General features: G+C 66.3%; 17 protein-coding genes and 1 pseudogene. 10 read left to right on the top strand and 8 right to left on the bottom strand.

Translation table 11 applies throughout. The features are described 5' to 3' along the window. Positions 1–61: 61 nt before the first annotated feature. The 4 genes from ARGLB_RS16995 to ARGLB_RS16980 form a co-directional block, all read right to left on the bottom strand. Positions 62–667: a PadR family transcriptional regulator gene (locus tag ARGLB_RS16995; RefSeq protein WP_003804851.1), complete on the bottom strand. Its 606-nt coding sequence runs from the start codon at positions 665–667 to the stop codon at positions 62–64. Then, complete coding sequence (locus ARGLB_RS16990) at positions 667–1,494, bottom strand: DUF4097 family beta strand repeat-containing protein (RefSeq protein ID WP_003804847.1); 828 nt, start codon at positions 1,492–1,494, stop codon at positions 667–669. Before ARGLB_RS16990 ends, ARGLB_RS16995 begins: the two co-directional genes overlap by 1 nt. An 89-nt stretch (positions 1,495–1,583) precedes the next feature. Continuing rightward, positions 1,584–2,183, bottom strand: coding sequence for a GDSL-type esterase/lipase family protein (locus tag ARGLB_RS16985; protein WP_003804845.1), 600 nt, complete (start codon positions 2,181–2,183; stop codon positions 1,584–1,586). A 144-nt stretch (positions 2,184–2,327) separates the two neighbouring features. After that, the gene (locus ARGLB_RS16980; protein WP_003804843.1) at positions 2,328–6,155 is read right to left on the bottom strand and encodes a multifunctional oxoglutarate decarboxylase/oxoglutarate dehydrogenase thiamine pyrophosphate-binding subunit/dihydrolipoyllysine-residue succinyltransferase subunit; all 3,828 of its coding nucleotides are present in this window, start codon (positions 6,153–6,155) and stop codon (positions 2,328–2,330) included. A gap of 368 nt (positions 6,156–6,523) precedes the next feature. Here ARGLB_RS16980 and ARGLB_RS16975 point away from each other — a divergent pair, with 368 nt between their 5' ends. The 5 genes from ARGLB_RS16975 (at position 6,524) to ARGLB_RS16955 (ending at position 11,856) form a co-directional block, all read left to right on the top strand. Beyond that, positions 6,524–8,005, top strand: coding sequence for a hemolysin family protein (locus tag ARGLB_RS16975; RefSeq protein ID WP_083839694.1), 1,482 nt, complete (start codon positions 6,524–6,526; stop codon positions 8,003–8,005). Continuing rightward, a complete protein-coding gene (locus tag ARGLB_RS16970) occupies positions 8,002–9,072 on the top strand; it encodes a hemolysin family protein (protein ID WP_003804839.1) in 1,071 nt (356 codons plus the stop codon). Before ARGLB_RS16975 ends, ARGLB_RS16970 begins: the two co-directional genes overlap by 4 nt. Positions 9,073–9,197: 125 nt before the next feature. Next, the gene (locus ARGLB_RS16965) at positions 9,198–10,169 is read left to right on the top strand and encodes a metal ABC transporter solute-binding protein, Zn/Mn family (protein ID WP_003804837.1); all 972 of its coding nucleotides are present in this window, start codon (positions 9,198–9,200) and stop codon (positions 10,167–10,169) included. Continuing rightward, entirely contained in the window at positions 10,166–10,981 is an 816-nt protein-coding gene (locus tag ARGLB_RS16960; RefSeq protein ID WP_003804835.1) for a metal ABC transporter ATP-binding protein, read from the top strand. The genes ARGLB_RS16965 and ARGLB_RS16960 overlap by 4 nt, the downstream gene beginning before the upstream one ends. Beyond that, on the top strand, positions 10,981–11,856 hold the full coding sequence (locus ARGLB_RS16955) for a metal ABC transporter permease (protein WP_003804834.1): 876 nt from the start codon (positions 10,981–10,983) through the stop codon (positions 11,854–11,856). Before ARGLB_RS16960 ends, ARGLB_RS16955 begins: the two co-directional genes overlap by 1 nt. A 15-nt stretch (positions 11,857–11,871) precedes the next feature. On the opposite strand, the gene ARGLB_RS16950 is transcribed toward ARGLB_RS16955, so the two are convergent. Then, entirely contained in the window at positions 11,872–12,336 is a 465-nt protein-coding gene (locus tag ARGLB_RS16950) for a Fur family transcriptional regulator (protein WP_003804833.1), read from the bottom strand. A gap of 94 nt (positions 12,337–12,430) precedes the next feature. Between ARGLB_RS16950 and ARGLB_RS16945 the strand changes: the two genes are divergently transcribed. Next, complete coding sequence (locus ARGLB_RS16945) at positions 12,431–13,087, top strand: MBL fold metallo-hydrolase (protein WP_003804831.1); 657 nt, start codon at positions 12,431–12,433, stop codon at positions 13,085–13,087. Here ARGLB_RS16945 and ARGLB_RS16940 read toward each other — a convergent pair. Next, positions 13,084–14,166, bottom strand: coding sequence for a PLP-dependent cysteine synthase family protein (locus tag ARGLB_RS16940; protein ID WP_003804829.1), 1,083 nt, complete (start codon positions 14,164–14,166; stop codon positions 13,084–13,086). The genes ARGLB_RS16945 and ARGLB_RS16940 overlap by 4 nt on opposite strands. A 78-nt stretch (positions 14,167–14,244) precedes the next feature. Here ARGLB_RS16940 and ARGLB_RS16935 point away from each other — a divergent pair, with 78 nt between their 5' ends. From ARGLB_RS16935 to ARGLB_RS16925, 3 genes are all read left to right on the top strand, one after another. Further along, complete coding sequence (locus tag ARGLB_RS16935; RefSeq protein ID WP_003804828.1) at positions 14,245–15,075, top strand: sulfurtransferase; 831 nt, start codon at positions 14,245–14,247, stop codon at positions 15,073–15,075. Between the two features lie 121 nt (positions 15,076–15,196). Continuing rightward, entirely contained in the window at positions 15,197–16,351 is a 1,155-nt protein-coding gene (locus ARGLB_RS16930; RefSeq protein ID WP_003804826.1) for an NAD(P)-dependent alcohol dehydrogenase, read from the top strand. Continuing rightward, on the top strand, positions 16,348–16,776 hold the full coding sequence (locus ARGLB_RS16925) for an HIT family protein (RefSeq protein ID WP_003804824.1): 429 nt from the start codon (positions 16,348–16,350) through the stop codon (positions 16,774–16,776). Before ARGLB_RS16930 ends, ARGLB_RS16925 begins: the two co-directional genes overlap by 4 nt. A gap of 108 nt (positions 16,777–16,884) precedes the next feature. On the opposite strand, the pseudogene ARGLB_RS22900 reads toward ARGLB_RS16925, so the two are convergent. Beyond that, positions 16,885–18,226 (bottom strand): annotated as a pseudogene (locus ARGLB_RS22900) (HNH endonuclease). A 380-nt stretch (positions 18,227–18,606) separates the two neighbouring features. Here ARGLB_RS22900 and ARGLB_RS16920 point away from each other — a divergent pair. After that, a complete protein-coding gene (locus tag ARGLB_RS16920) occupies positions 18,607–18,837 on the top strand; it encodes a hypothetical protein (RefSeq protein WP_003804821.1) in 231 nt (76 codons plus the stop codon). Positions 18,838–18,842: 5 nt separating this feature from the next. Here ARGLB_RS16920 and hrpA read toward each other — a convergent pair whose 3' ends face one another. Continuing rightward, on the bottom strand, positions 18,843–22,814 hold the full coding sequence (hrpA, locus tag ARGLB_RS16915; RefSeq protein WP_043419572.1) for an ATP-dependent RNA helicase HrpA: 3,972 nt from the start codon (positions 22,812–22,814) through the stop codon (positions 18,843–18,845). Positions 22,815–22,869 lie beyond the last annotated feature (55 nt).

Genomic DNA, 22,869 nt, shown 5'->3' with positions numbered 1-22,869 from the left:
AGTTTGGGGGGGCAGGGAGACGCGGCGGGCACGGCAGGGCCTTGCAGCGGTGTGTCCGGCCCTACTGCGAGTTGCGGATCGAGACCCGGGCCTGGTCCAGGACAGTCCGCACCGTTTCCAGGGCCACCGGCGTCATGGGCCGGGCGCTGGTCTGCAGGCGCAGCTCGGTGCGCATGTCATCGCGGAACGCCTGAAGGAGCATCTCGGCCTCCATGAGCATGCGCTGCCCCTCGGAGGTGTAGCGGCCCTGGCCGGCCAGGTCCGCCGATCTGGCGGCTGTGCGTGCCGCTTCCGCTGTGGCCGCCAGGTCCGCGCGCAGTCCGCGCATGTTGCTGCGGATATCGGCGCGGAGGTCATCGGCCAGCCGGCGGACGGATGCCGCGATGTCGTTCTCTACGTGTTCCAGTTCCTCGCGCCGGCTGTCCAGTTCGGCCAGGCCCGCGGCCGTGATGCGGTAGTTGGTGCGGCGCCCCTGGGATTCCGTCGCCACCAGGCCTTCCTCCTCCAGTTTGCCCAGACGCGGATAGATGGTGCCGGCACTGGGGGAGTAGGTGCCGCCGAACCGGTCGCTGAGCGCCTTGATGAGCTCATACCCGTGCTTCGGCCCGGCCTCAAGGAGCGCCAGCAGATAGAGCCGGAGCGCGCCATGGGCAAAGACGGGAGGCATCAGAGCGCCTGTTCTGCGGTGGCCGGCGCCTGGCCGTGGAAGATGGACGTCTTCCCGGATACCGAGTTGGTCCGGACCAGCATGAGTTTGGTGTCCGGTCCCGAGATGGTCTGCACCTTGCCGCCGGGGTGGCCGTACTTCCGGTCGTCGATGACCACTGGCCCGCTGGCGGACTGGGCCACGATGTCCACCCCGACGTCGTGCGGTACGCGGACGGTCAGGTCCCCGGACACCGAGTTCGCGCCGAAGTCGTGGGTGAAGCCGCGCAGGTCAAAGCTCATGTCGCCGCTGACAGTGTTGGCCCGGATGTTGGTGAAGTCGCCGGACGCCGTGACCTCGCCCGAGACGCTCTTGGCCGTCAGGACGCCATTGTGGTTTCGGGCGATTACTTCGCCGCTGACGGTGTTGACGTGCAGCTCACCGGAGGTCCCGTCGGCCAGCAGGGATCCCGTCACGGTGCTCAGCCGGGTCCGTCCGTGGATGCCCGAAACCAGTCCGTCCCCGCTGACAGTGCCCGCCTCGACGTCGACGCCGGCAGGGAGGGCGATGCTGATGACCAGGGAGTTGTTGCTGCTGTTGCTGACCGAATTCATCAGGTTCTTGAACCAGCCCTGCGGTCCGTGCAGCTGGTGGCGGATTTCGAGGCGGCCGCCGGCCACGGAGATCGCCAGCGGATCACCCTGCACCTCCGACACCTCGATGCGGACCACGGCCTCCTCGTGCGTGACGATGTCCAGCCTGCCGCGGACAATGCCCACTTTCAGGTGCGAGACGCCGTCGACGTCCATGGTCTGCGGGCCGGTGACGGTCCAGGAATTCTCTTCCATAATCCCCTCCACTTGCGATATATCGTGTCCGTGGAAGCCACGCTAGTCCGTTGTCGCCGGAAGATCAAGATATATCGTGAGTGGTTTTTCTAGTCCGGGGTGTCCATCCCGAGCCATTGGAACCAGCCCCGGTGCAGGACCAGCCATGCCATCAGCCCGTAGCCCGCCTGCCCGGGGGTGCCGCCGTTGGCCGCGAGGTCCTGGCGCCATTGCTCATGATTGAGCAGCGGTGAAAATGTGTCGACGTAGAGGTGCTTGCGCCGGGTGGTGACATCGGCAAAGGCGGTGTTCAGCTCACCCAAACGGCGGTTCTGCACCGGGTCCAGCGTGGGCGGCGGACCCACGACGAAGACCTCCAGCCGCTTCTGGGTGGCGGAATCCAGGATGTTGGCGAGATTGAGCCGACTCCGGGCAGTGGACAGCCCGAACTCAATGTCCCGGCCGGAAAGCCCGATGACCAGGCGGTTCTCGTGAGCGTCGCTGAACCTGCGGCCGGCCTCCTCGAGCCAGCGTGCCGACAGGCCCTCGGTGCCTTCCTGCGGGCACGGAAGCGAAAAGCTCTCCACCGTGACGCCGTCTTGCGGAGTGCGGGCGAGCACCCGGCCAAGCCACCCCAGCGCCCGGGGATCGCCGAGCCCGGCGAGCAGTTCATCTCCAACAGCTGCAATCCGCAGCTTCCTGTCTTCCACTACTACCTCTTCACTTGTTGGGAGGGTGTGTCCCGGATAAGGACCGTATGCATGGCCAACACTAAAGGTCCATTAACTCACGCCGATTAAACAGAACTGCCCGGCTGGAACGGTATGTCACCGTCCGGCCGGGCAGCTGTTCTGCTACTTACGGGCGAAAGCCTGCTTCAGCAGCGCGTCCTGCTCCACAGCGTGGCGCTTCATGGAACCCGCCGCGGTGGAAGCTGAGGCCGGGCGTGAAACCAGGCGCACCTTCCGGTCGAGGGCGGTCGGCAGGTGCAGGCCCATGAACGGCCACGGACCCTGGTTGGCGGGCTCGTCCTGCGCCCACACAACTTCGGCGTTCGGGTACTTGGCCAGTTCGGCTTCGATCTCCGCCTGCGGCAGCGGGTACAGCTGCTCGACGCGGATGATCGCCGTCGACTTGTCGCCCGTCTTCTGCCGCGTGGACAGCAGGTCGTAGTACAGGCGTCCTGAGACCAGGAGTACGCGGTCAACGTCCTCCGCCCTCAGCAACTCGTGCTCACCGATCACCGGGCGGAAACCGCCGGTGGTGAAGTCCTCCACGGACGAGGCAGCGGCCTTGAGGCGCAGGAGCTGCTTCGGCGTGAAGATGATGAGGGGCTTGCGGGGCCGGCTGTAGGCCTGGCGGCGCAACAGGTGGAAGTGCGAGGCCGCCGTCGTCGGGTTGGCGACGATGATGTTTTCCTCGGCACACAGCTGCAGGAAGCGCTCGATGCGGGCGGAGGAGTGGTCCGGGCCCTGTCCCTCATAGCCGTGCGGAAGCATCAGCACGAGCGACGAACGCTGGCCCCACTTCTGCTCGGCGGACGAGATGAACTCATCGATGATGGTCTGCGCGCCGTTGACGAAGTCGCCGAACTGCGCTTCCCACAGGACCAAGGCGTCGGGACGCTCCACAGAATAGCCGTATTCGAAGCCCATGGCCGCGTATTCGGACAGCAGGGAGTCGTAGATCCAGAGCTTGGCCTGGTTGTCCGACAGGTTGCCGAGCGGCAGCCACTCGTTGCCGTTGGCGCGGTCGTGGAACACGGCGTGGCGCTGGACGAACGTGCCGCGGCGGGAATCCTGGCCGGCAAGGCGTACGGGCACGCCCTCCATGATCAGGGAGCCGAACGCGGCGATTTCGCCGAAGCCCCAGTCGATGCCGCCTTCACGGGACATCTGTTCGCGCTTCTCCAGCAACTGCTTGAGCTTGGCATGGACCGTGAAGCCTTCGGGGATCTCAACGTGCGCCTTGCCGATGCGGGCCAGGGTGTCGGCTGAGATCGCGGTTGACACCGGGGCATTCGTTCCGATGTCCGACTGCTGTGCGTGGGGGCGCTCGATGTCCGAGACCGCTGCCGAGTCGGCGGTGATGATCGGAATGGGCGAGGTCTGGGCCGCGTGGGTTTCGGCGAAGACGCGCTCAAGGCGTTCCTGGTAGTCGCGGAGCAGCTGCTCGGCTTCTTCCTCGGTGATGTCACCACGGCCGATCAGGGACTCGGTGTAGAGCTTGCGCACGGACCGCTTGGCCTCGATGAGGTTGTACATCAGCGGCTGCGTCATCGAGGGGTCGTCGCCCTCGTTGTGCCCGCGGCGGCGGTAGCAGACCATGTCGATGACGACGTCCTTGTGGAACCGCTGGCGGAACTCGTAGGCGAGCTGGCCGATGCGGACCACTGCCTCGGGGTCGTCGCCGTTCACGTGGAACACCGGAGCCTGGATCATCTTGGCGACGTCCGTGGAGTACGTGGACGAACGCGAGGAGGACGGCGCAGTGGTGAAGCCGACCTGGTTGTTGACCACGATGTGGATGGTTCCGCCGGTGCGGTAGCCGCGAAGCTGGGACAGGTTGAGCGTTTCCGCCACAACACCCTGGCCGGCGAACGCTGCGTCACCGTGAACCATGATGGGCAGCACGGGGAAGGACTGTCCCTGGTCCAGGCGGTCCTGCTTGGCACGGACGATGCCCTCCAGGACCGAATCCACGGCCTCGAGGTGGGACGGGTTGGCGGCGAGGTAGACCTTGGTCTCCTTGCCGTTGTCCGACGTGAACGTGCCTTCGGTGCCGAGGTGGTACTTGACGTCGCCGGAGCCCTGCACGGAACGCGGGTCCTGGGTGCCTTCGAACTCGCGGAACACCTGGGCGTAGGTCTTGCCGGCGATGTTGGTCAGCACGTTCAGGCGGCCGCGGTGGGCCATGCCGATGGCAACCTCGTCCAGTGCGTCGTCGGCAGCATCGGAGATGATGGCGTCCAGCAGCGGAATCAGCGATTCGCCGCCCTCAAGCGAGAAGCGCTTCTGGCCCACGAACTTGGTCTGCAGGAACGTCTCGAAGGCCTCTGCAGCGTTCAGCTTGGAGACGATGCGCAGCTGCTCGTCGCGGCTCGGCTTGGAGTACGGGTGCTCCAGCTGGTCCTGGAACCATTTGCGCTCGGCCGGGTCCTGGATGTGCATGTATTCGATGCCCGTGGTGCGGCAGTAGGCGTCCCGGAGCACGCCAAGGATGTCGCGGAACTTGAGCATCGGCTTGCCGCCGAAGCCGCCCGTGGGCCACTCGCGGTCGAGGTCCCACAGGGTCAGGCCGTAGGTGAGCACGTCGAGGTCGGGGTGCTTGCGCTGGACATACTCGAGGGGATCGGTGTCCGCCATCAGGTGGCCGCGAACGCGGTAGGAGTGGATCAGCTGCTGGATCCGGGCGACCTTGTTGATCTGGTCGGACGGGTCCACCTGCAGATCCGGGCTCCAGCGCACGGGCTCGTACGGAATGCGCAGGGCCTCGAAGATTTCGTCGTAGAAGTCCTGCGCGCCGAGGAGCAGCGAGTGGACGAGCTTGAGGAATTCGCCGCTGCCGGCACCCTGGATGACGCGGTGGTCATAGGTGGAGGTCAGGGTGAGGATCTTGCTGATGGCGTTCTGGGCGATGATCTTCTCGCTCGCGCCCTGCCATTCGGCGGGGTAGTCGAGGGCGCCGACGCCGATGATGGCGGCCTGGCCCTTCGACAGCCGGGGCACGGAGTGCACGGTACCGATGCCACCCGGGTTGGTCAGCGACACGGTGGTGCCGGCGTGGTCGTCCGCCGTCAGCTTGCCGTTGCGGGCACGCTTGATGAGGTCTTCATAGGTGTGCCAGAACTCCGCGAAGTTCATGGTTTCGGCCTTCTTGATGTTGGGAACCATCAGAAGGCGGGTGCCGTCGGGCTTGGGCATGTCAATGGCGATGCCGAAGTTCACGTGTGCCGGCTGGACCGCCACAGGCTTGCCGTCGACCTCGTCGTAGTACACGTTCATGGACGGGAACTGGGACAGCGCCCGGACGACGGCGTAGCCGATGAGGTGGGTGAAGGAGACCTTGCCGCCGCGTGCGCGGGCCAGGTTGGAGTTGATGACAACCCGGTTGTCGATCAAGAGCTTGGCCGGAACTGCCCTGACGCTGGTAGCGGTGGGCACCTCAAGGCTCGTGACCATGTTCGACGCAATGGCCTTGGCCGGGCCGCGGAGGACGGACACGACGTCTTCCTCGGGCGCGGTCGGAGCCTTCACGTTCTTCGGCAACTGGGCCGGGATAGGCTGGGCGCCGGTGCCCGCCTCGGTCTTCTTCGCGCCGTCGCGGGCCACCGTGGCCGGCGCCTTCTTGGCGGGTGCGGGCTGGGCGGGGGCTGCTGCCGGCGCCGGTGCCGGAGCTGCCGCGGGCGCCTGGGCCGCGGGAGTAGCGGATGCCGGTGCCTTCGCGGGCGCCGGGGGAGTGACTACGGGCAGTTCGCGGGTAGCCGGGTTGGCCGCCGGAGCCGTTGCTGCCGGCACGCCGTTGGAAGATGGACCGTTGCCGCTGTCAAATGATTCGAACAGGGGCCACCATTTGGCATCGACCGTATTCTTGTCCTGTTGGTAACGCTCGTACAGTTCGTCAACGAGCCACTCGTTTCCACCAAATTCCTCTGGCAGACGGTGGCTAGGCTGCTCTGGCACTTGAAATACGCCTCTTCCATGAGTTTGATTTCCCTCTGGTCGCCTTCGGTGCCACGGCACAACAATCGAACCAGTTTCTGTGTCCTATGAACCCAGACCTTTGCCAGTCTAGTGACCGTTCCGGGTTAACTGCCAATAAGCGTGACCCAAATCATGTACCGTCCGATTTATGGCGAAACAGCCGTCCCAACGTGGCCTGAACAGTGTCCTTTCCGCCCTGCGCGGACACTGGTTCCGGACGGGTGGGATGAGCAACTTCTGTCCTCTCTGGCGGCACGCCGCTCCTGTAGACTGCAATCCTTATGGACAGTGAATATAGGTGCCATGGACGGTAAATCCAGGTGCCGGCCTGGGGGCTTTCGCCCATGATCGAGTGGCTCCTTGTCGCCGCCGGCCTGCTGCTCATCCTCGGAACCGGCTTTTTCGTCGCCGTCGAATTTTCCCTTATTGCACTGGACCAGCCCACGGTGCAGCGTGCCGTTGACGACGGCGACACCGCGGCAGTGCCGCTGCTCAAGTGCCTGAAGTCCCTGTCCACGCAGCTGTCCAGCTGCCAGCTCGGCATCACCATGACCACGCTGTTGACGGGGTACGTCATGGAGCCGTCCGTGGGGGCGCTGCTCGAGGTGCCTCTTGCCGCCGCCGGCATCCCGGAGCCGGTGGCCGGTTCCGTCTCCCTGGTGGTCGCGATGGTGATCGCGACCGGACTGTCCATGCTCCTGGGCGAGCTCGTTCCCAAAAACATGGCCATTGCCCTCGCGTTCCGCATCGGCCGCACCCTTGCGCGGCCGCAGCTGATCTTCACCACCATTTTCAAGCCTGCCATCGTGGTCCTGAACGGTTTTTCCAACAGGGTCCTGAACGTCTTCGGGCTGGAGGCCAAGGAGGAGATTTCCGGTGCCCGCACGCCGGCGGAGCTCGCCTCCCTGGTGCGCCGGTCCGCAGCCATGGGCACGCTCGACCCTGGGACGGCCAACTTCATTGCCCGCACGCTGAACTTCTCCGGCCGCACTGCGGCTGACGTGATGACTCCGCGCATCCGCGTCGAAACCATCGATGCCGACCAGCCGGTTTCGGACATCATCGATGCCGCCCGCCGCAGCGGATATTCGCGCTTCCCCGTCATCGGGGAGTCGACGGACGACATCCGCGGGCTGGTGCACGTCAAGAAGGCCATCGCGGTCCCACCGAACCGGCGGCGAAAGCTTGAGGCGGGCGCCATCATGACGGACGTCCTCAGGGTGCCGGAGACCATCCACCTCGACGCCCTGCTTGCCGAACTGCGGGAGGGCAACCTCCAGCTTGCCGTGGTGCTGGACGAGTACGGCGGAACTGCCGGGATCGCCACGCTGGAGGACCTGGTCGAGGAAATCGTGGGCGAAGTGGCCGACGAGCATGACAAGGTCCGGCCTGGGCTGCTGCAAAGCGCCTCCGGTGACTGGTACTTTCCGGGCCTGATGCGGCCCGACGAGCTCTCAGAACAGATTCCGGGCCTGAGCGTTCCCGACGAGGCCGCGTACGAGACGGTGGGCGGGTACGTCATGAGCGAGCTTGGCCGGATCCCCGAGGTGGGGGACGTGGTGGAGGCGGGCGGCGGAACGCTCAGCGTCACCAGGATGGACGGCCGGCGCATCGACCGGATCTGTTTCCGGCCGCACCGGGAACCGGACGCCGGTCCCGCCGTGGACCAACCGTCCGCGAGTACCGCTGCTGAGCATGCATCCGTCAACGGTGCAGCCAGAAAGAACCCGACACCGCACGGCCAGCCGAGGCGCAGCCCGGCCACCAACGGAGGGCCCGGAAACGGCAGGTCCGGGAACGGCAACTCCCGGAACGGCGGCCGGCCATGAGTGACTGGGCAGGACTGATCTGGCTGGTGCTGCTGCTCCTGGGCAACGCTTTCTTTGTGGCCGCGGAATTCGCCGTCATGTCCGCACGCCGGAGCCAGATTGAGCCACTGGCGGACCAGGGCGTACTGCGTGCACAGACCACCCTTCGGGCCATGGAGAACGTCTCGCTGATGCTGGCGTGCGCGCAACTGGGAATCACCGTGTGCTCGCTGCTGATCCTGCTGGTGGCGGAGCCGGCCATCCACCATTTGCTCGCGGTGCCCCTTGCCGGGCTGGGCGTGCCGACGGAAATTGCCGACGTCTCGGCGTTCGCTGTGGCCCTGATGCTGGTGACGTTCCTGCATGTGACGTTCGGCGAGATGGTGCCCAAGAACATCTCCGTGTCCGTCGCCGACAAGGCAGCGCTGCTCCTGGCTCCGCCGCTGATGTTCATTGCAAGGATAGTGAATCCGGTCATCACCGCGCTGAACTGGTCCGCGAACCACATCCTGAAGCTGATGCGCATCGAGCCCAAGGACGAGGTCAGTTCCACGTTCACGCTGGAGGAGGTGCAGTCCATCGTTCAGGAGTCAACGCGGCACGGCCTGGTGGATGACGACGCGGGCCTGATCACCGGTGCCCTGGAATTTTCGGAGCACACCGCCAGCGATGTCATGGTTCCGCTGGAGCGGCTGGTCATGCTGAAATCCTCAACCTCCCCGCTGGAGTTTGAAAAAGCTGTCAGCCGCACCGGATTTTCCCGGTTCCCGATGCTGGACGACGACAGCATGCTGGCCGGCTACCTCCACATCAAGGACGTGCTCGCCATCCCGGAATCCGGTTACGAGAAACCGATCGCGGAAAGCCGCATCCGGTCCCTGGCCAACCTTTCGCGGGACGACGAGATCGAAAAGGCGATGTCCGTCATGCAGCGCTCCGGCTCGCATCTGGCGCGCGTCATCGGGCCGGGCGGCCAGACGGAGGGCGTGCTGTTCCTGGAGGACGTGATCGAGCAGCTCGTGGGGGAGATCAGGGATGCCACCCAAGCCAAGGGCATCCGACGGCTGGGCAGGCCCGACGGCGGATAGCCGGTAGGCCGCCGGCACCACTTGCCGCCGTTAGTTCTAAATAGGAATCATTCCCATTTAGCGCTACACTCGACTTGGGGTTGCTCCTCCCCGCAACCTGACCCGTCCAGAACCGAGGTTTCCCCGTGCCTGTCAACGCCCGCATTTCCCTTACCGCCGCCCTGGCCGGCTTCGGCCTGCTCCTCACCGGCTGTGGTTCTCCGGCGGCCGAGACTGCAGGCGCAGACGCCAAGGGCAGCATCGCCGTCGTCACGTCGACAAATGTCTACGGGGACATCGTTGAGGCGATCGGCGGGGACAGGGTCAACGTCGCGGCCATCATCTCCCGTCCAAGCCAGGATCCGCACTCCTACGAAGCCAACGCCCAGGACCGGCTGGCGGTGTCCAAGGCCAAGCTGGTGCTGGAAAACGGGGGTGGCTACGACGACTTCATCCACACCCTGGCGGACGACAGCAACGTGCCCCACGAGAACATCATCAGCGCCGTGGAGGTGTCCGGCCTGGCCCCGGAGGCTGCGGGCACCGCGTCCGCCCACGCGGAGGACGGGCATTCCCATGACCACGGCGACTTCAACGAACACGTCTGGTACAACTTTGACGCCATGTCGCACCTTGCCGATGCCGTGGCAGCCAGGCTCGGCGCCCTCGATTCCGCCTCCGCCAGCAAGTTCACCGCCAACGCCGATGCGTTCAAGGCCGGGCTCGCGAAGCTGGAGAGTAAGATTTCCGCAATGAAGACCTCACATGGCGGCGCCGGCGTCGCCGTGACCGAACCGGTTCCGCTTTACCTGCTGGAAGCAGCCGGACTGGAGAACCGGACCCCCGCCGAGTACACGGCCGCCGTCGAGGAGGGCGCCGACGTTCCGCCTGCAGTCCTGAAGGCGGCCACCGCGACAGTCGCCTCAAAGGACACGAGTTTCCTCGCCTACAACGAGCAGACGGAAGGCCCGCAGACGCTGGCCGTGAAAAACGCGGCCAGTGCCGCGGGCACGCCGGTGGTGAACTTCACCGAAACGCTTCCCGACGGCAAGACCTACCTGGAATGGATGGCGGACAACGTGGACAACGTCAGCAACGCGCTGAAGAGCCAGCGTTGAACCCAGTCATCAGCCTGAAGCAGGCGTCGCTGAAGTTCGGCCGGCGTGCCCTCTGGGAAGACCTGAACCTGGACATCAACCCGGGGGAGTTCTTCGCGGTGCTGGGGCCCAACGGCAGTGGCAAGACCAGCTTCCTCAAAGTCCTGCTGGGGCTGCAGGAGCTGCACTCCGGCCAGGCTAGCCTCGGCGGTCACCCCGTGGAGCGGGGCAGCCACATGATCGGCTACATCCCACAGCAGAAGCCTTTCCTTCCCGACACACCCATGCGCGCCCGCGACCTGGTGGGTCTCGGCGTCGACGGGCATCGCTGGGGCATCCGGCTCGGCACCGCCAAGGCCAACCGCAGAATTGACGAACTGCTGGAGCTCGTTGGGGCCAGCGACTATGCAAAGGTGCCCGTCGGGCAACTGTCCGGCGGTGAGCAGCAGCGCCTGCGCGTGGCCCAGGCACTTGCCACCGACCCGAAAGTGCTGCTGTGCGACGAGCCGCTCCTGTCGCTGGACCTGCACCACCAGCAGGCCGTCAGCGCACTCATCAACAAGCAGTGCCATGACCGGAAGAGCGCCGTGGTGTTCGTGACCCACGAGATCAATCCGATCATCGACTACGTGGACCGGGTCCTGTACCTGGCCGGCGGCAGGTTCAGTGTGGGAACGCCGCACGAGGTCATGACCACCGAGGTCCTTTCCGACCTGTATGACAGCAACGTGGAAGTGATCCATGCCAACGGCCGGATCGTCGTCGTCGGTCTTCCCGACGCCACCACGCACCACCACGACGACGCGCACGCCACTGCGGGGGAGGGTTCCTGATGGATCTGGAATCGATCCTGCAATCGGTGTTCAACTTTGAGAACTACGGCGAATTGCTGCTGTTGGTGCAGAACTCCCTGTGGGCCGGGGCTGTGCTTGGACTCCTCGGCGGACTCGTGGGGACCTTCGTGATGAAGCGCGACCTGGCGTTTGCCGTCCACGGAATTTCCGAGCTGTCGTTCGCCGGCGCTGCCTTCGCGCTCCTGATCGGCACCGATGTGGTGTTCGGCTCCCTGGTGGGGTCCGTGGCGGCTGCGCTGCTGCTCGGGCTCATGGGTGTGCGGGCGCGCGACAAGAACTCCATTATCGGCGTGATCATGCCCTTTGGCCTGGGGCTCGGGATTCTTTTCCTGTCGCTCTACGAGGGCAGGGCCGCCAACAAGTTCGGACTTCTCACGGGGCAGATTGTGTCGGTGGACACCGTCCAGCTTCAGGTCCTGGCGGGGACCGCGGTGGCCGTCATGGCGGCGCTGTGCGTCATTTGGCGCCCGCTGAGCTTTGCCAGCGTCGATCCCGAGCTGGCCGAGGCCCGCGGTGTTCCCGTGCGGTCGCTCGCCCTGGTTTTCATGGTGCTCCTCGGCGTCAGCGTTGCGCTGTCAATCCAGATCGTGGGCGCCCTGCTGGTTCTTGCCCTGCTGATCACGCCCGCGGCTGCGGCCCTGCGGGTGACGTCCTCGCCGCGCCTCGTGGTGCTGCTGAGCGTGGTGTTCGCTGTTTCGGCGACGGTGGGAGGAATACTGCTCGCCCTCGGCGGCCGCATCCCCATCAGCCCCTACGTCACCACGCTGTCGTTCCTGATCTACGTCGTGTGCAGGGTCATCGGCAGCATCCGCGCCAAGCGCGGCCTCAACGGGCGGGTCATGCGGACCGCCTAAACAGGGAATGTAGCGTTACTGCGCTGCGGCCTTGCGTGCGGAGCAGGCGGGGCAGAGACCGTAGATCTCCACTGTGTGGGCCACTTCCGTGAAGCCGTGCTCCTGCGCGGTCCGCGCAGCCCAGGTCTCGACGGCGGGGGCCTCCACTTCCACAGCCTTGCCGCAGTTGCGGCACAGGAGATGGTGGTGGTGCACCGTCACCGTGCAGCGGCGGTAGACGGCCTCGCCGTCACCGTTGCGCAGCACGTCCACGAGTTCCTCGTCAGCCAGCGACTGCAGGATCCGGTAGGCGGTGGCCAGGGAAACCGATACACCCTTGTTCTGGAGTATCCGGTACAGCTCCTGGGTGCTCACGAAGTCATTGAGTTCGTCCAGGGCGGCGCTGACAGCAATCCGCTGCTTGGTGACGCGCTGCTCTTTCCCGCCGGCCGCCGCCGAAGGTGCCGGTGGTCTGCCGTCAGCGCTGGCGCGTTGTGGCATGGATGAACTCGCTTTTCTTTCGGGTAATGGCAAGCCTTAACGTTACCAGTCGAGCCGCGTGGACACTGCCCGGGCCCGTCCCTAGGCTGGCTTCATGAAGCTGACAAAATACACGCATGCCTGTGTCCGGCTCGAAAAGGACGGCCGGGTGCTGGTCCTGGATCCGGGGACCTTCTCCGAAACCGCCGAGGCGCTGGAGGGCGCACACGCCGTCCTCATCACGCACGAGCACGCCGACCACATCGATGTCCCGGCCGTGGCCGCTGCCCTTAGCGGCAACGGAGGGCTGGAGCTTTTCGCGCCAGAGGGCGTGGCGCAGAACGTGCGCAAGGAGGCGCCGGACGCGGCGGACCGGGTGCATGCCGTGGAGCCGGGGACTGCCTTTGACGCCGCTGGCTTCGCGGTCCGCAGCTTCGGCGGCCAGCACGCGCTGATTCACCCCCAGATTCCCGTGGTCGCCAACATCGGCTACCTCGTGGACGAGGACGTCTACCACCCGGGTGACTCGTTCATCATCCCGGACGGCATCAGCGTGCGCACCCTCCTGGTCCCGGTCCATGCCCCGTGGAACAAGGTCAGCGAGGTCGTGGACTTCGTGATCGGCGTCCGCGCTGAGCGGGCATACGCCATTCACGACGGGCTGTTGAACGACACCGGCCTCGGCCTGGTGGAGGGCCATGTCAAGCGGATCGGGGCCAGGTACGGCACCGAATACACCCATTTGTCCGCCCGCGACTCCGTGGAGCTTTAGGGCCGCCAGAGACCCGTCTCGAAGAAGGCCTTCAGCGTGTCCTCGTGTGGCTGCGGATCCAGTCCCTGGGCCGCCAGCCACGCAGGACTGTAGTGGCTGCCGGCGTACCGGTCACCGCCGTCGCACATCAGGGACACCACGCTGCCGCGTTCCCCGTCCGCCACCATCTGTGCCACGAGCTGCCAGACACCCCAGAGGTTGGTGCCCGTCGACGGCCCGGCGTGCAGCCCCGCCAGCGTGTGCAGGTGCCGCATGGCTGCGACCGAGGCGGCGTCGGGAACCTGGATCATGTGGTCGATGACCGAGGGGACGAAGCTTGGCTCCATGCGGGGCCGGCCGATCCCTTCGATCCGGGACGGCAGGCCGGTGCTGAAGTCGGCAGCACCGCTCCGCCACCCCGGATAGAAGGCGGAATTCTCCGGATCGACCACCGCCAGGGAGGTGGCGTGGCGGTGGTAGCGGAGGTAGCGGCCGATCGTGGCGCTGGTTCCGCCGGTGCCGGCTCCCACCACAATCCAGCGGGGGACCGGGTGCTCCTCGAGCGCCAGCTGCTCAAAGACGGACTCGGCAATGTTGTTGTTGCCGCGCCAGTCCGTGGCGCGTTCGGCGTACGTGAACTGGTCCATGTAGTGGCCGCCGCTCGTGGCGGCAACCTCGGCGGCTGCCGCGTACACCTCTGAGGCATGGTCCACCAGGAGGCAGGCGCCGCCGAACTGTTCGATCAGGGCGATCTTCTCCGGGCTGGTGGTGCGGGTCATCACGGCGATGAACGGCAGGCCCAGGAGCTGGGCGAAGTAGGCCTCGGAAACGGCGGTACTGCCGCTGGACGCTTCCACGATGGTGGTGCCCTCGTGGATCCATCCGTTCACCAGCCCGAACAGGAAGAGGGAACGGGCCAGCCGGTGTTTCAGGCTGCCGGAACGGTGCGTGGATTCATCCTTGAGGTACAGCTGGACGCCCCAGTGTTCAGGCAGCGGCACCGAATACAGGTGGGTGTCTGCCGAGCGGTTGTTTTCCGCGTTGATTTTGCGGACAGCCTCGTCCGCCCATGCCCGCTCCCGGATCCCCGCGCTGTTCACTTATGCTTCCCGTTCACTGAATTGCCTGCTCACTGGATCAGCCTACCGGCGGGGCCAGCCGGGGCTAGAGTTGGACAGATGGATACCCTCATTGACGTGGCCGGGCTGAACGAGCGGATGGCGGCCGGTCAGCGGACCGTGGTGCTGGACGTCCGCTGGGCGCTCGGAGATCCGGAGGGTCACAGCCACTACCTGAAAGAGCACATACCGGGCGCAGTGTACGTAGACCTGCCCACCCAGCTGGCGGAGCCCGCAGATCCGGGCCGCGGGCGCCACCCGTTGCCTTCGCCGGCCCGCTTCCAGGAAGCGGCCCGGTCCTGGGGAATTTGTGATGGCGACGTCGTGGTCGCCTATGACGATGCCGGCAGCACTTCCGCCGCGCGGCTGTGGTGGATGCTGCGGAATGCCGGCGTGCGCACTGTTTACCTGCTCGACGGCGGCCTTGCCGCCTGGCGCGCGGCCGGGCTGCCCGTGGAGGGCGGCGAAGTGCAGCCGGACGCCGGAGACGTGACTCTTGCGGGCGGCGGCATGCCGGTGACCGACGCCGACGGCGCCGCGGACTGGGCCGGCAGAGGCGTGCTGCTGGATGCACGCGCCGCAGAACGGTACCGCGGGGAAGTCGAACCGGTGGATCCCCGGGCCGGCCACATTCCCGGAGCCGTTAGCGCCCCCACCACCGGGAACCTTGACGACGACGGCCGCTTCCTGCCCGCGGAGAAGCTGCGGGAACGCTTTGCAAGCCTCGGCGTCGACGCAGCGGCGCCGACCGCCGTCTACTGCGGCAGCGGCGTGACAGCCTCCCACGAGATAGCGGCCCTGGAGATCGCCGGATTCAGCGCCGTTCTATTCCCCGGCTCCTTCTCCCAATGGTCCAACGACGCTTCCCGCCCGGTGGCCACGGGCGACTGATCCGCGGTGGTTGAGCTTCTCGAAACCCGGCTTGATTCCGCCACGCTCAATCCGCGGTGCGACGCCTTACGCGGTGCACCGGCAATTGGAAGTCACCGGGGAGCCGCGGTAGCGTCGCCCTATGACTCCTGGACGCCCCGTACCCCCGCCGCTGAACCTGCGGATCCCGCTGGACGAAACCGCTGCCGGACCCCTCGAAGGGCGCCTTGCCGCCGCCCGCGGCGCGTCGTCTGCCACGAGCGGCCTGGTTGGCCTGACCGTTGCCCGCCGGGCACCCAGGGCTGACGACGTCGAAATTGATATCGATTTCTGCGGGCTTTGCCACTCGGACGTTCACGCCACCCGGGGGGAGTGGGGCACCCAGAACTACCCGCTCGTACCGGGCCACGAGATTGTGGGCAGAGTCAGCCGCGTCGGTTCGGACGTGAAGGATTTTCAGCCGGGAGACCGGGTGGGCGTGGGCTGCATGGTGGACTCCTGCCGTGAATGCGAGAGTTGCCTCGACGGGCTGGAGCAGTACTGTGAACGCGGCCTGACCGGGACGTACGGTGCCAAGGACGCCCGGAACGGGGATGCCGTCACGCAGGGCGGTTACGCATCATCCGTGGTGGTGGACCGGCGGTACGTCCTGCGGGTGCCCGAAAACCTGGATCCCGCGGCGGCTGCCCCCCTGCTGTGCGCGGGCATCACCACCTTCTCGCCGTTGCGGCACTTCGGTGTCCGGAAAGGCCACGTGGTCGGCGTCGTGGGCCTGGGCGGCCTTGGCCACATGGCCGTCAAATTGGCCAAGGCGATGGGCGCCGAGGTGAAGGTCTTCACTACTTCTGAATCCAAAGTGTCGGCGGCGCTGGAACTGGGCGCTGACGACGTAGTACTTTCCCGGAACGAGGAAGCGATGGCCGCCGAGAACCGGAGCATCGACGTCATCATCGATACGGTGGCAGCACCGCACGACCTCAACCCGTTTTTCCGGACCCTGCGCCGGGACGGGGCCCTCTTCCAGTTGGGGCTGCCCTCCGAGGCCATGCCGCCGGTCAATCCCGGGGCGCTGATCAGAAGGCGGATTTCCTATGCGGGTTCCCTGATCGGAGGTATCGCCGAGACACAGGAGATGCTCGACTTTTGCGCCGAGCACGGCGTCGTCTCGGACATCGAACTGGTTGGTGCCGAACAACTTAACGACGCCTATGACAGGATGGTCGCCGGTGATGTGAAGTACCGTTTTGTCCTGGATACATCCACGCTGCAGGAACCGTCGGAAAGGGCTGACGCATGAGCACGCTGTTCACCAAGATTCTCAACGGGGAGATCCCTGGCCGGTTTGTCTGGCGCGAGCCGGACGTCTCCGCGTTCCTCACCATGGGTCCGCTGGCTGACGGGCACACACTGGTGGTCCCCACCGAGGAAGTGGACCGCTGGACGGACGCCTCGCCCGAGACCCTGGCCCGGGTCATGGAAGTGGCGCGGCGCATCGGCGCGGTTCAGGTGGACACGTTCGGGGCAGCCCGGGCAGGACTCATCGTGGCTGGTTACGAGATCAACCACATGCACGTGCATGTGTGGCCTTCCAACAGCATGGCGGAATTCAATTTCGCCACCGCCGAACACAACCCGGACCCGGCGCGGCTGGACGCCAACGCCGAAAAGCTGCGGGCTGGCCTGCGCGACGCCGGCTACGGGGAGTTCGTGCCGGAGGCCTAGGACGACATCCACATCGGCTAGTCGCGCCGGTTCCCGGCTGACTGACTCCACGCCTGTCGGTTCCCGCTACCCCCGGTTGGCGCACTCCGGTTCCGCCAACCAGTTCCGCTAACCAGTTCCTGGTAGTGGCGGTGCGGTGGAGTGGTAGGTGTGGGCTGTGGGTGTGGTGAGTTCGATGGTGTGCCGCGGCCCGGGTCTGGGTTGGGCTTTCCAGCCGGGTTGTTCTTTGGTGTGGTTGCAGGCCTCGCAGAGCCCGGCGCCGTTGGCCAGGGTGGTGGGGCCGTTGTTGTGCCGGGGGATGATGTGGTCGTGGTGGCGGATGGGGGGCGTCGCAGTAGGGGGTGCGGCAGGTGTCGTCGCGGATCTGGATGAAGCGGCGCAGCGGTGCCGGGAACAGGCGCCTGCGCGACTCCATGGCCACCAGGTCGCCGGTGTTCGGGGCGGTGTACAGCCGCCGGACCCAGGTCTTCAGTTCCTTCACCGCGCCCTTCTGGCCGGTGGCTGAACCGCCCGCGGTTGGCTGGACAGGACCCTGATCTCCTTGCCCTCCGGTGAGGAGCTCCCGTGCCCACTGGGCGGGGACAGCACCGTAGCCGGCGAGGCGGGCGGGTTCGGTGTCGGCTTGGAGGAGGGTGCGGTCGGTCATGACGAGGCTGATGTCGATGCCGGTGATGCCGCCGGGGGTCCCGGTGGTCCGTTCGACGAGGGTGTCGGCCATGGCCTGGTTCCGGGAGCGCGGGTCGCCGGCGGCTTTGAGGGTGTCGGCGTGCCGGGTCAGGGCCGCGTAGACTGCGACGCCCTGGTGGGCGGGCAGCAGCGCGGTCAGGTAGGTCATGGTGTCCGGGGCCGGTCGGAGGCTCACGGTCCGTTCCGATGCGGCATGGCTGGCGCGCTGGGTGACCGAGCGCGGGTCCCTGCGGGTGGCGGCGGCGCGGGTGGCGGCGATGAGGGTGCGGGTTCCGGCGCCGGTGAAGGTTCCGGTGTCGGCGGCGAGTTCCTCGTCGACGGCGGTTCTGTCGGCCGGGCTCAGGCAGGCGGTTTCCTTCACGATGTGCGTGGTGCGTTCTTCGTTGAGCTGGCCGGTGTCCAGGGCGGCCAGGGTGTGGGGCATCTCGGTGACCAGGGCCTTGGCCATGCCGAGCAGCCGGCCGCCGCGGTTCGGGGACTCGCCCCGGCCCAGCGCGATCTGCTCAGCCGCGCCCAGGCCCCGGTCTTTGCTGCGGTCTTTGCCGAGGTTCTCGGCGGTCAGTGTCCTGCGGCCCTCATCCGTACCAAGATCCGTCTGGTCCTGGTGGTGCCGGGTCTCGAAGGCAACCGCAAGCCGTGCCTGTTGCCCGGCAAGCATGCTTTTGATGTTCTCGTACGCGTGGGTCTGGTCGATCAGCCCGGCCTTGTCGGCGTTCAGATCAGCCCGCAGAAGGGCGGCTGCCGAAGCGACCCGGTCGGCCAAAGCCGGCCTCGGCGTACCGGGCCCGCGCCCGCCAGCGCCCGTGCCGGCGATGGAGGCGGCGGCGTCGGCGAACAGAACATCGGCAAACTGGGCCTCGGGAAACGGGTCCTCAGGGAACAGGGCCGGGAACGCGGCGTCGAGGTCATCGTCATACGGCAAACCGTCGTCGGGGAACTCATCGAACAGAATGGCGCCGTCCGGGAACGCATCGAACAGGAACTCAGCATCAGGAAAGGCGGCGGCCTGCAGCACGCCGCCGCGCGGCGCCGCTCCTGTCAGTGCTGAATTCCCGCTGCCTTCCATGAACACAGTCTGCCAAGGGGGACTGACAATTAAGGGCCGGTGGAGCACCGGATGAGGGCGGGATCCCAAAAGGTTTCGTGGACCCACCGGAGAACGAAAGTGGGTACTTCTCCGCCGTCGCGCTCATCGCACTCCTCAAGATGCGCGAATCAGCCGCGCGTCCGCTCCTCGGCTCCGTCCCGGTCGTGGCAAGCCACGAGGAAGCAGCGGCGCTGGCCGAGGGCCAGGACACTGACGAGCGGCTCGACACCTCCACTATGCTGCTTTCGCCGGTGCGTGCAGAATCAGTGGGAGCCGGCGCCCGCTGAGGGGGCTACGCCGCGAGCACCTTGTTCAGTGCCGTCCGGATCCGCTTCTCGGACACCGAATAGGCCGTTCCGAGCTCGACGGCGAACAGGCTCACCCTGAGTTCCTCGATCATCCAGCGGACCTGCGTCAGCTCGGCACCTGCCCGGCGGCCGGGCAGCAAAGCCGATACGGCGTCGTCGTAATCATCCTCGAGCCGCTGGACCGCCGCCATGTTGAGTGCATCGCGCTGCACGTTGCCGGGCAGCTTCTCGAGGCGTTTTTCAATGGCAGCGAGATAGCGGGGGAGCTGGCTCAGCTGGGCGTAGCCCGTCCGGGCCACAAAGCCGGGGAAAACCAGCTGTTCAAGCTGGCTGCGGACATCGTTAAGCGCGCTGATGAGAGCCAGGCTCGTGGTGCCCCTGAGCTGCTTTTCGATCCGACGGGTGCTGGCGAGGATGCGCTCCACGATGGCCGTGACGCTGAAGACGGTGTCGATCAGCTCCGCCCGGACATGCTCGTACAGGGCATCAAACGCTGCCTGGTCCCAGGGGAGCTCAGCCGGAGTGAGCTTGTCTACCGCAGCCAGGACGCAGTCGGCGATCAGGGCCGAGACTGACCCGTGCGGGTTCTGGCTGAACGTCAGCTTCTCCGTGTTGTTCAGGTGTTCGAGGACATAGCGGTCCGGTGCGGGCACGCGAAGGGCGAGGAGCCGGATGACACCGCCCCGCATGGATTCCTGCTGCTCCGACGATGTCTGGAAGATGCGCAGGCCAACGGATTTCCCTTCGTCCACCAAAGCGGGAAAACCGGTGACGGTGTGACCCTTGACGGTGACGCTGGCTTGGCGCTGGATGGTGCCGAACCGCCACTCGGTCAGGCCGGACTGTTCCGTGAACCCGGACTGTGCCTGCGGCCGGCCGTCCTGAGCGGCAGCCTGCTGCTGGCTCTTCTTCGGCGACCGTGGACCGGCAGTGGCGGGGGTGGCGCCCAGCGACTCCGCGATGGCCCGGCGGGTGGCCGGCGCGAGCCGCTCCTGCAGGGCTTCCAGGTCCTTGCCTTCGTCCAGGACCTTGCCCCGGCTGTCCACCACCTTGAAGCTCACCCGCAGGTGCGGCGGAACCGCTTCCCAGTTCCAGGACCCGGGCGGGACGATCTGGCCCTTGAGCCGGCGGAGGACAAGCTCGAGCGAGCTCTCCAGCTCGTCCTCGGCCGGGTCGAAGTCCGCTTCCAGCGCTGCCACGGCCTGCCGGGCGACGTCCGGTGCCGGAACGAAGCTCTTGCGGACCTGCTTCGGCAGCGACTTGATCAGTGCAGTGACGAGTTCCACGCGCTGGCCGGGGATCAGCCAGCGGAAGGGTGCGTCTTCGAGCTGGTTCAGGAAGAGCACCGGAACTTCCGCCGTGACGCCGTCGGACGGATTGGGTGTCGAGCCGGGTGCCACGGGATGGAATTCGTAGCTCAGGGGCAGTTCGAAGCCCTTGTGCAGCCACGTCTTCGGGTAGGCGGACTCGTCCAGGGCGTCGGCGTCCTCGCTCAGAAGCAGCGCCTCACTGAAGTCCAGCAGCGCCGGATCCTGCTGCCGGGCGTCCTTCCACCACTTGTCGAAGTGCCGTTCGGAGACGACGTCCTTGCCGACGCGCGCGTCATAGAACTCGAAGAGCGTCTCGTCGTCCACCAGCAGGTCCCGGCGTCGCATCCGTGCCTCGAGTTCCTCCACTTCCTGCAGCAGGGCCCGGTTGCGGTGGAAGAACTTGTGGTGTGTCTTCCATTCGCCCTGGACCAGTGCATGCCTGATGAACAGCTCGCGGGCCAGGACGGGATCGACCTTGCCGAAGTTGATCCGGCGCTGCGCGATGATGGGTACGCCGTACAGTGTGACCTTTTCATAAGCCATCACCGCGCCCATCTTGGTGGACCAGTGGGGCTCGCTGTAGCTGCGCTTGATCAGGTGCGGAGCCACCTGCTCGGCCCACGACGGCTCGAACTTGGAGGCCACCCGCGCCCAGAGCCGGCTGGTCTCCACGAGTTCTGCGGCCATGACAAACGTGGGTGACTTCTTGAACAGCGCCGAGCCCGGGAAGATGGCGAATCGTGTTCCCCGGGCGCCCGCGTATTCCCGCTTGCGTTCATCGAGGATGCCGATGTGGCTCAGCAGGCCGGAGAGCAGGCTGATGTGGATGCCCTCGTGGTTGCCGACGGCGTCGGCCTGACGCTTGTTGTCCAGGCTGATGCCCAGCGGCCGGGCCAGCTGCCGTAGCTGCGTGAAGAGGTCCTGCCACTCGCGGACGCGCAGGTAGTTGATGAACTCGTTGCGGCACAGGCGCCGGAACTGGGTGGAGGACAGCTCCTGCTGCTTCTCGTGGATGTAGTTCCAGAGGTTCAGGTAGCCGGTGAAGTCGGAATTCTCGTCGCGGAAGCGGGCGTGCTTCTCCGCCGCCAGCTGCTGCTTGTCCGTTGGACGCTCGCGGGGGTCCTGAATGGTGAGGGCAGCCGCCAGGATCATGACTTCGCGGACGCAGCCGCGCTTGCCGGCCTCCACGATCATGCGGCCGAGCCGCGGGTCCACGGGGAGCTGGGCAAGTTTCTGTCCGACGGCGGTCAGACCGCCGCCGTTGCGGCCGGCATTCCTGCCGCTTCCGGCGTTGGCCGCCTGGGCGGAGCCCGTGGCTCCCTGCGGCGCAGGCAGGGCGCCGAGCTCCCTAAGGAGGGTCACGCCGTCGTTGATGGCCCGCGAGTCTGGCGGCTCCACGAACGGGAAGTTTTCAATGTCCTTGGGCCCCCGCGCGACTCCCATGGCGGTCATCTGCAGGATGACCGCAGCCAGGTTGGTGCGCAGGATTTCCGGATCGGTGTAGAGCGGCCGGGACTCGAAGTCCTCCTCGGAATACAGCCGGATGGCGATGCCGTCCGACACGCGGCCACAGCGCCCGGATCGCTGGTTGGCAGACGCCTGGGATACCCGCTCGATGGGCAGCCGCTGCACCTTGGTGCGGTGCGAATAGCGCGAGATGCGGGCGGTGCCGGTGTCGATGACGTACTTGATGCCCGGCACGGTGAGGGAGGTCTCGGCCACGTTGGTGGCCAGCACGATCCGCCGCTTGCCGCCCGGGTTGAAGACCCGGTGCTGTTCCTGAAGGCTCAGCCGCGCGAACAGCGGCAGGACCTCGGTGCCGGCCAGCCGCCGGTTGGCCTGGATCCTGGCCTGCAGGGCGTCTGCGGCGTCGCGGATCTCCCGCTCGCCGGAGAAGAAGATGAGGATGTCGCCCGGCGCTTCAAGGGCGAGCTCGTCGACCGCGTCGCACACCGCGTCCAGCGGGTCGCGGTCTTCTTCGAGTTCATCGTCGGAGGAGTTGTCCTCGTCATCGCCGGTGGACGGGCCGCCGGCCGGCTGGGAGAGCGGCCGGTAGCGGATCTCCACCGGGAAGGTCCGTCCGGACACCTCAACGATAGGTGCCGGATCCTCGTCCGAGCCGAAGTGCTTTGCAAAGCGTTCGGGGTCAATGGTGGCGGAGGTGATGATCACCTTCAGCTCCGGCCGCTGCGGCAGGATCCGCTTGAGGTAGCCGAGGATGAAGTCGATGTTCAGGCTGCGTTCGTGGGCCTCATCGATGATGATCGCGTTGTACTTGCGGAGCAGCTTGTCGCGCTGGATTTCGGCCAGCAGGATGCCGTCCGTCATCAGTTTCACCTTGGTGGACTTGCCCACCTCGCCGGTGAAGCGGACCTGGAATCCCACTTCCTGCCCGATGTCGACGCCGAGCTCGGAGGCAATGCGCTCGGCCACCGTGCGGGCTGCGAGGCGCCGCGGTTGGGTGTGGCCGATCAGTCCGTTCTCACCCAGGCCCAGTTCCAGGCACATCTTCGGGATCTGGGTGGTCTTTCCGGAGCCGGTCTCGCCGGCAATGATCGTCACCTGGTTGGCGGCAATCGCGGCCATCAGGTCCTCGCGGCGCTCGGAGACCGGCAGCTCGGCGGGGTAGGAGATGTGAAAAGTCATGGCTCCCACAAGTCTACTGCCGCGTAAAAGGACCCGGCGTTCGCCGGGTCCTTGG

This window comes from Arthrobacter globiformis NBRC 12137, assembly GCF_000238915.1.
GTDB classification, from domain to species: domain Bacteria; phylum Actinomycetota; class Actinomycetes; order Actinomycetales; family Micrococcaceae; genus Arthrobacter; species Arthrobacter globiformis.
This window is presented reverse-complemented; position numbering and strand designations above follow the sequence as displayed.

What these genes read in the sequence shown, in the direction of transcription:
- ARGLB_RS16970 (WP_003804839.1), top strand. Translation starts at nt 8,002, where the DNA reads ATGAGTGACTGGGCAGGACTGATCTGGCTGGTGCTGCTGCTCCTGGGC.
- ARGLB_RS16950 (WP_003804833.1), bottom strand. Translation starts at nt 12,336, where the DNA reads ATGCCACAACGCGCCAGCGCTGACGGCAGACCACCGGCACCTTCGGCG.
- ARGLB_RS16930 (WP_003804826.1), top strand. Translation starts at nt 15,197, where the DNA reads ATGACTCCTGGACGCCCCGTACCCCCGCCGCTGAACCTGCGGATCCCG.
- ARGLB_RS16935 (WP_003804828.1), top strand. Translation starts at nt 14,245, where the DNA reads ATGGATACCCTCATTGACGTGGCCGGGCTGAACGAGCGGATGGCGGCC.
- ARGLB_RS16945 (WP_003804831.1), top strand. Translation starts at nt 12,431, where the DNA reads ATGAAGCTGACAAAATACACGCATGCCTGTGTCCGGCTCGAAAAGGAC.
- ARGLB_RS16995 (WP_003804851.1), bottom strand. Translation starts at nt 667, where the DNA reads ATGCCTCCCGTCTTTGCCCATGGCGCGCTCCGGCTCTATCTGCTGGCG.
- ARGLB_RS16990 (WP_003804847.1), bottom strand. Translation starts at nt 1,494, where the DNA reads ATGGAAGAGAATTCCTGGACCGTCACCGGCCCGCAGACCATGGACGTC.
- hrpA (WP_043419572.1), bottom strand. Translation starts at nt 22,814, where the DNA reads ATGACTTTTCACATCTCCTACCCCGCCGAGCTGCCGGTCTCCGAGCGC.
- ARGLB_RS16925 (WP_003804824.1), top strand. Translation starts at nt 16,348, where the DNA reads ATGAGCACGCTGTTCACCAAGATTCTCAACGGGGAGATCCCTGGCCGG.
- ARGLB_RS16955 (WP_003804834.1), top strand. Translation starts at nt 10,981, where the DNA reads ATGGATCTGGAATCGATCCTGCAATCGGTGTTCAACTTTGAGAACTAC.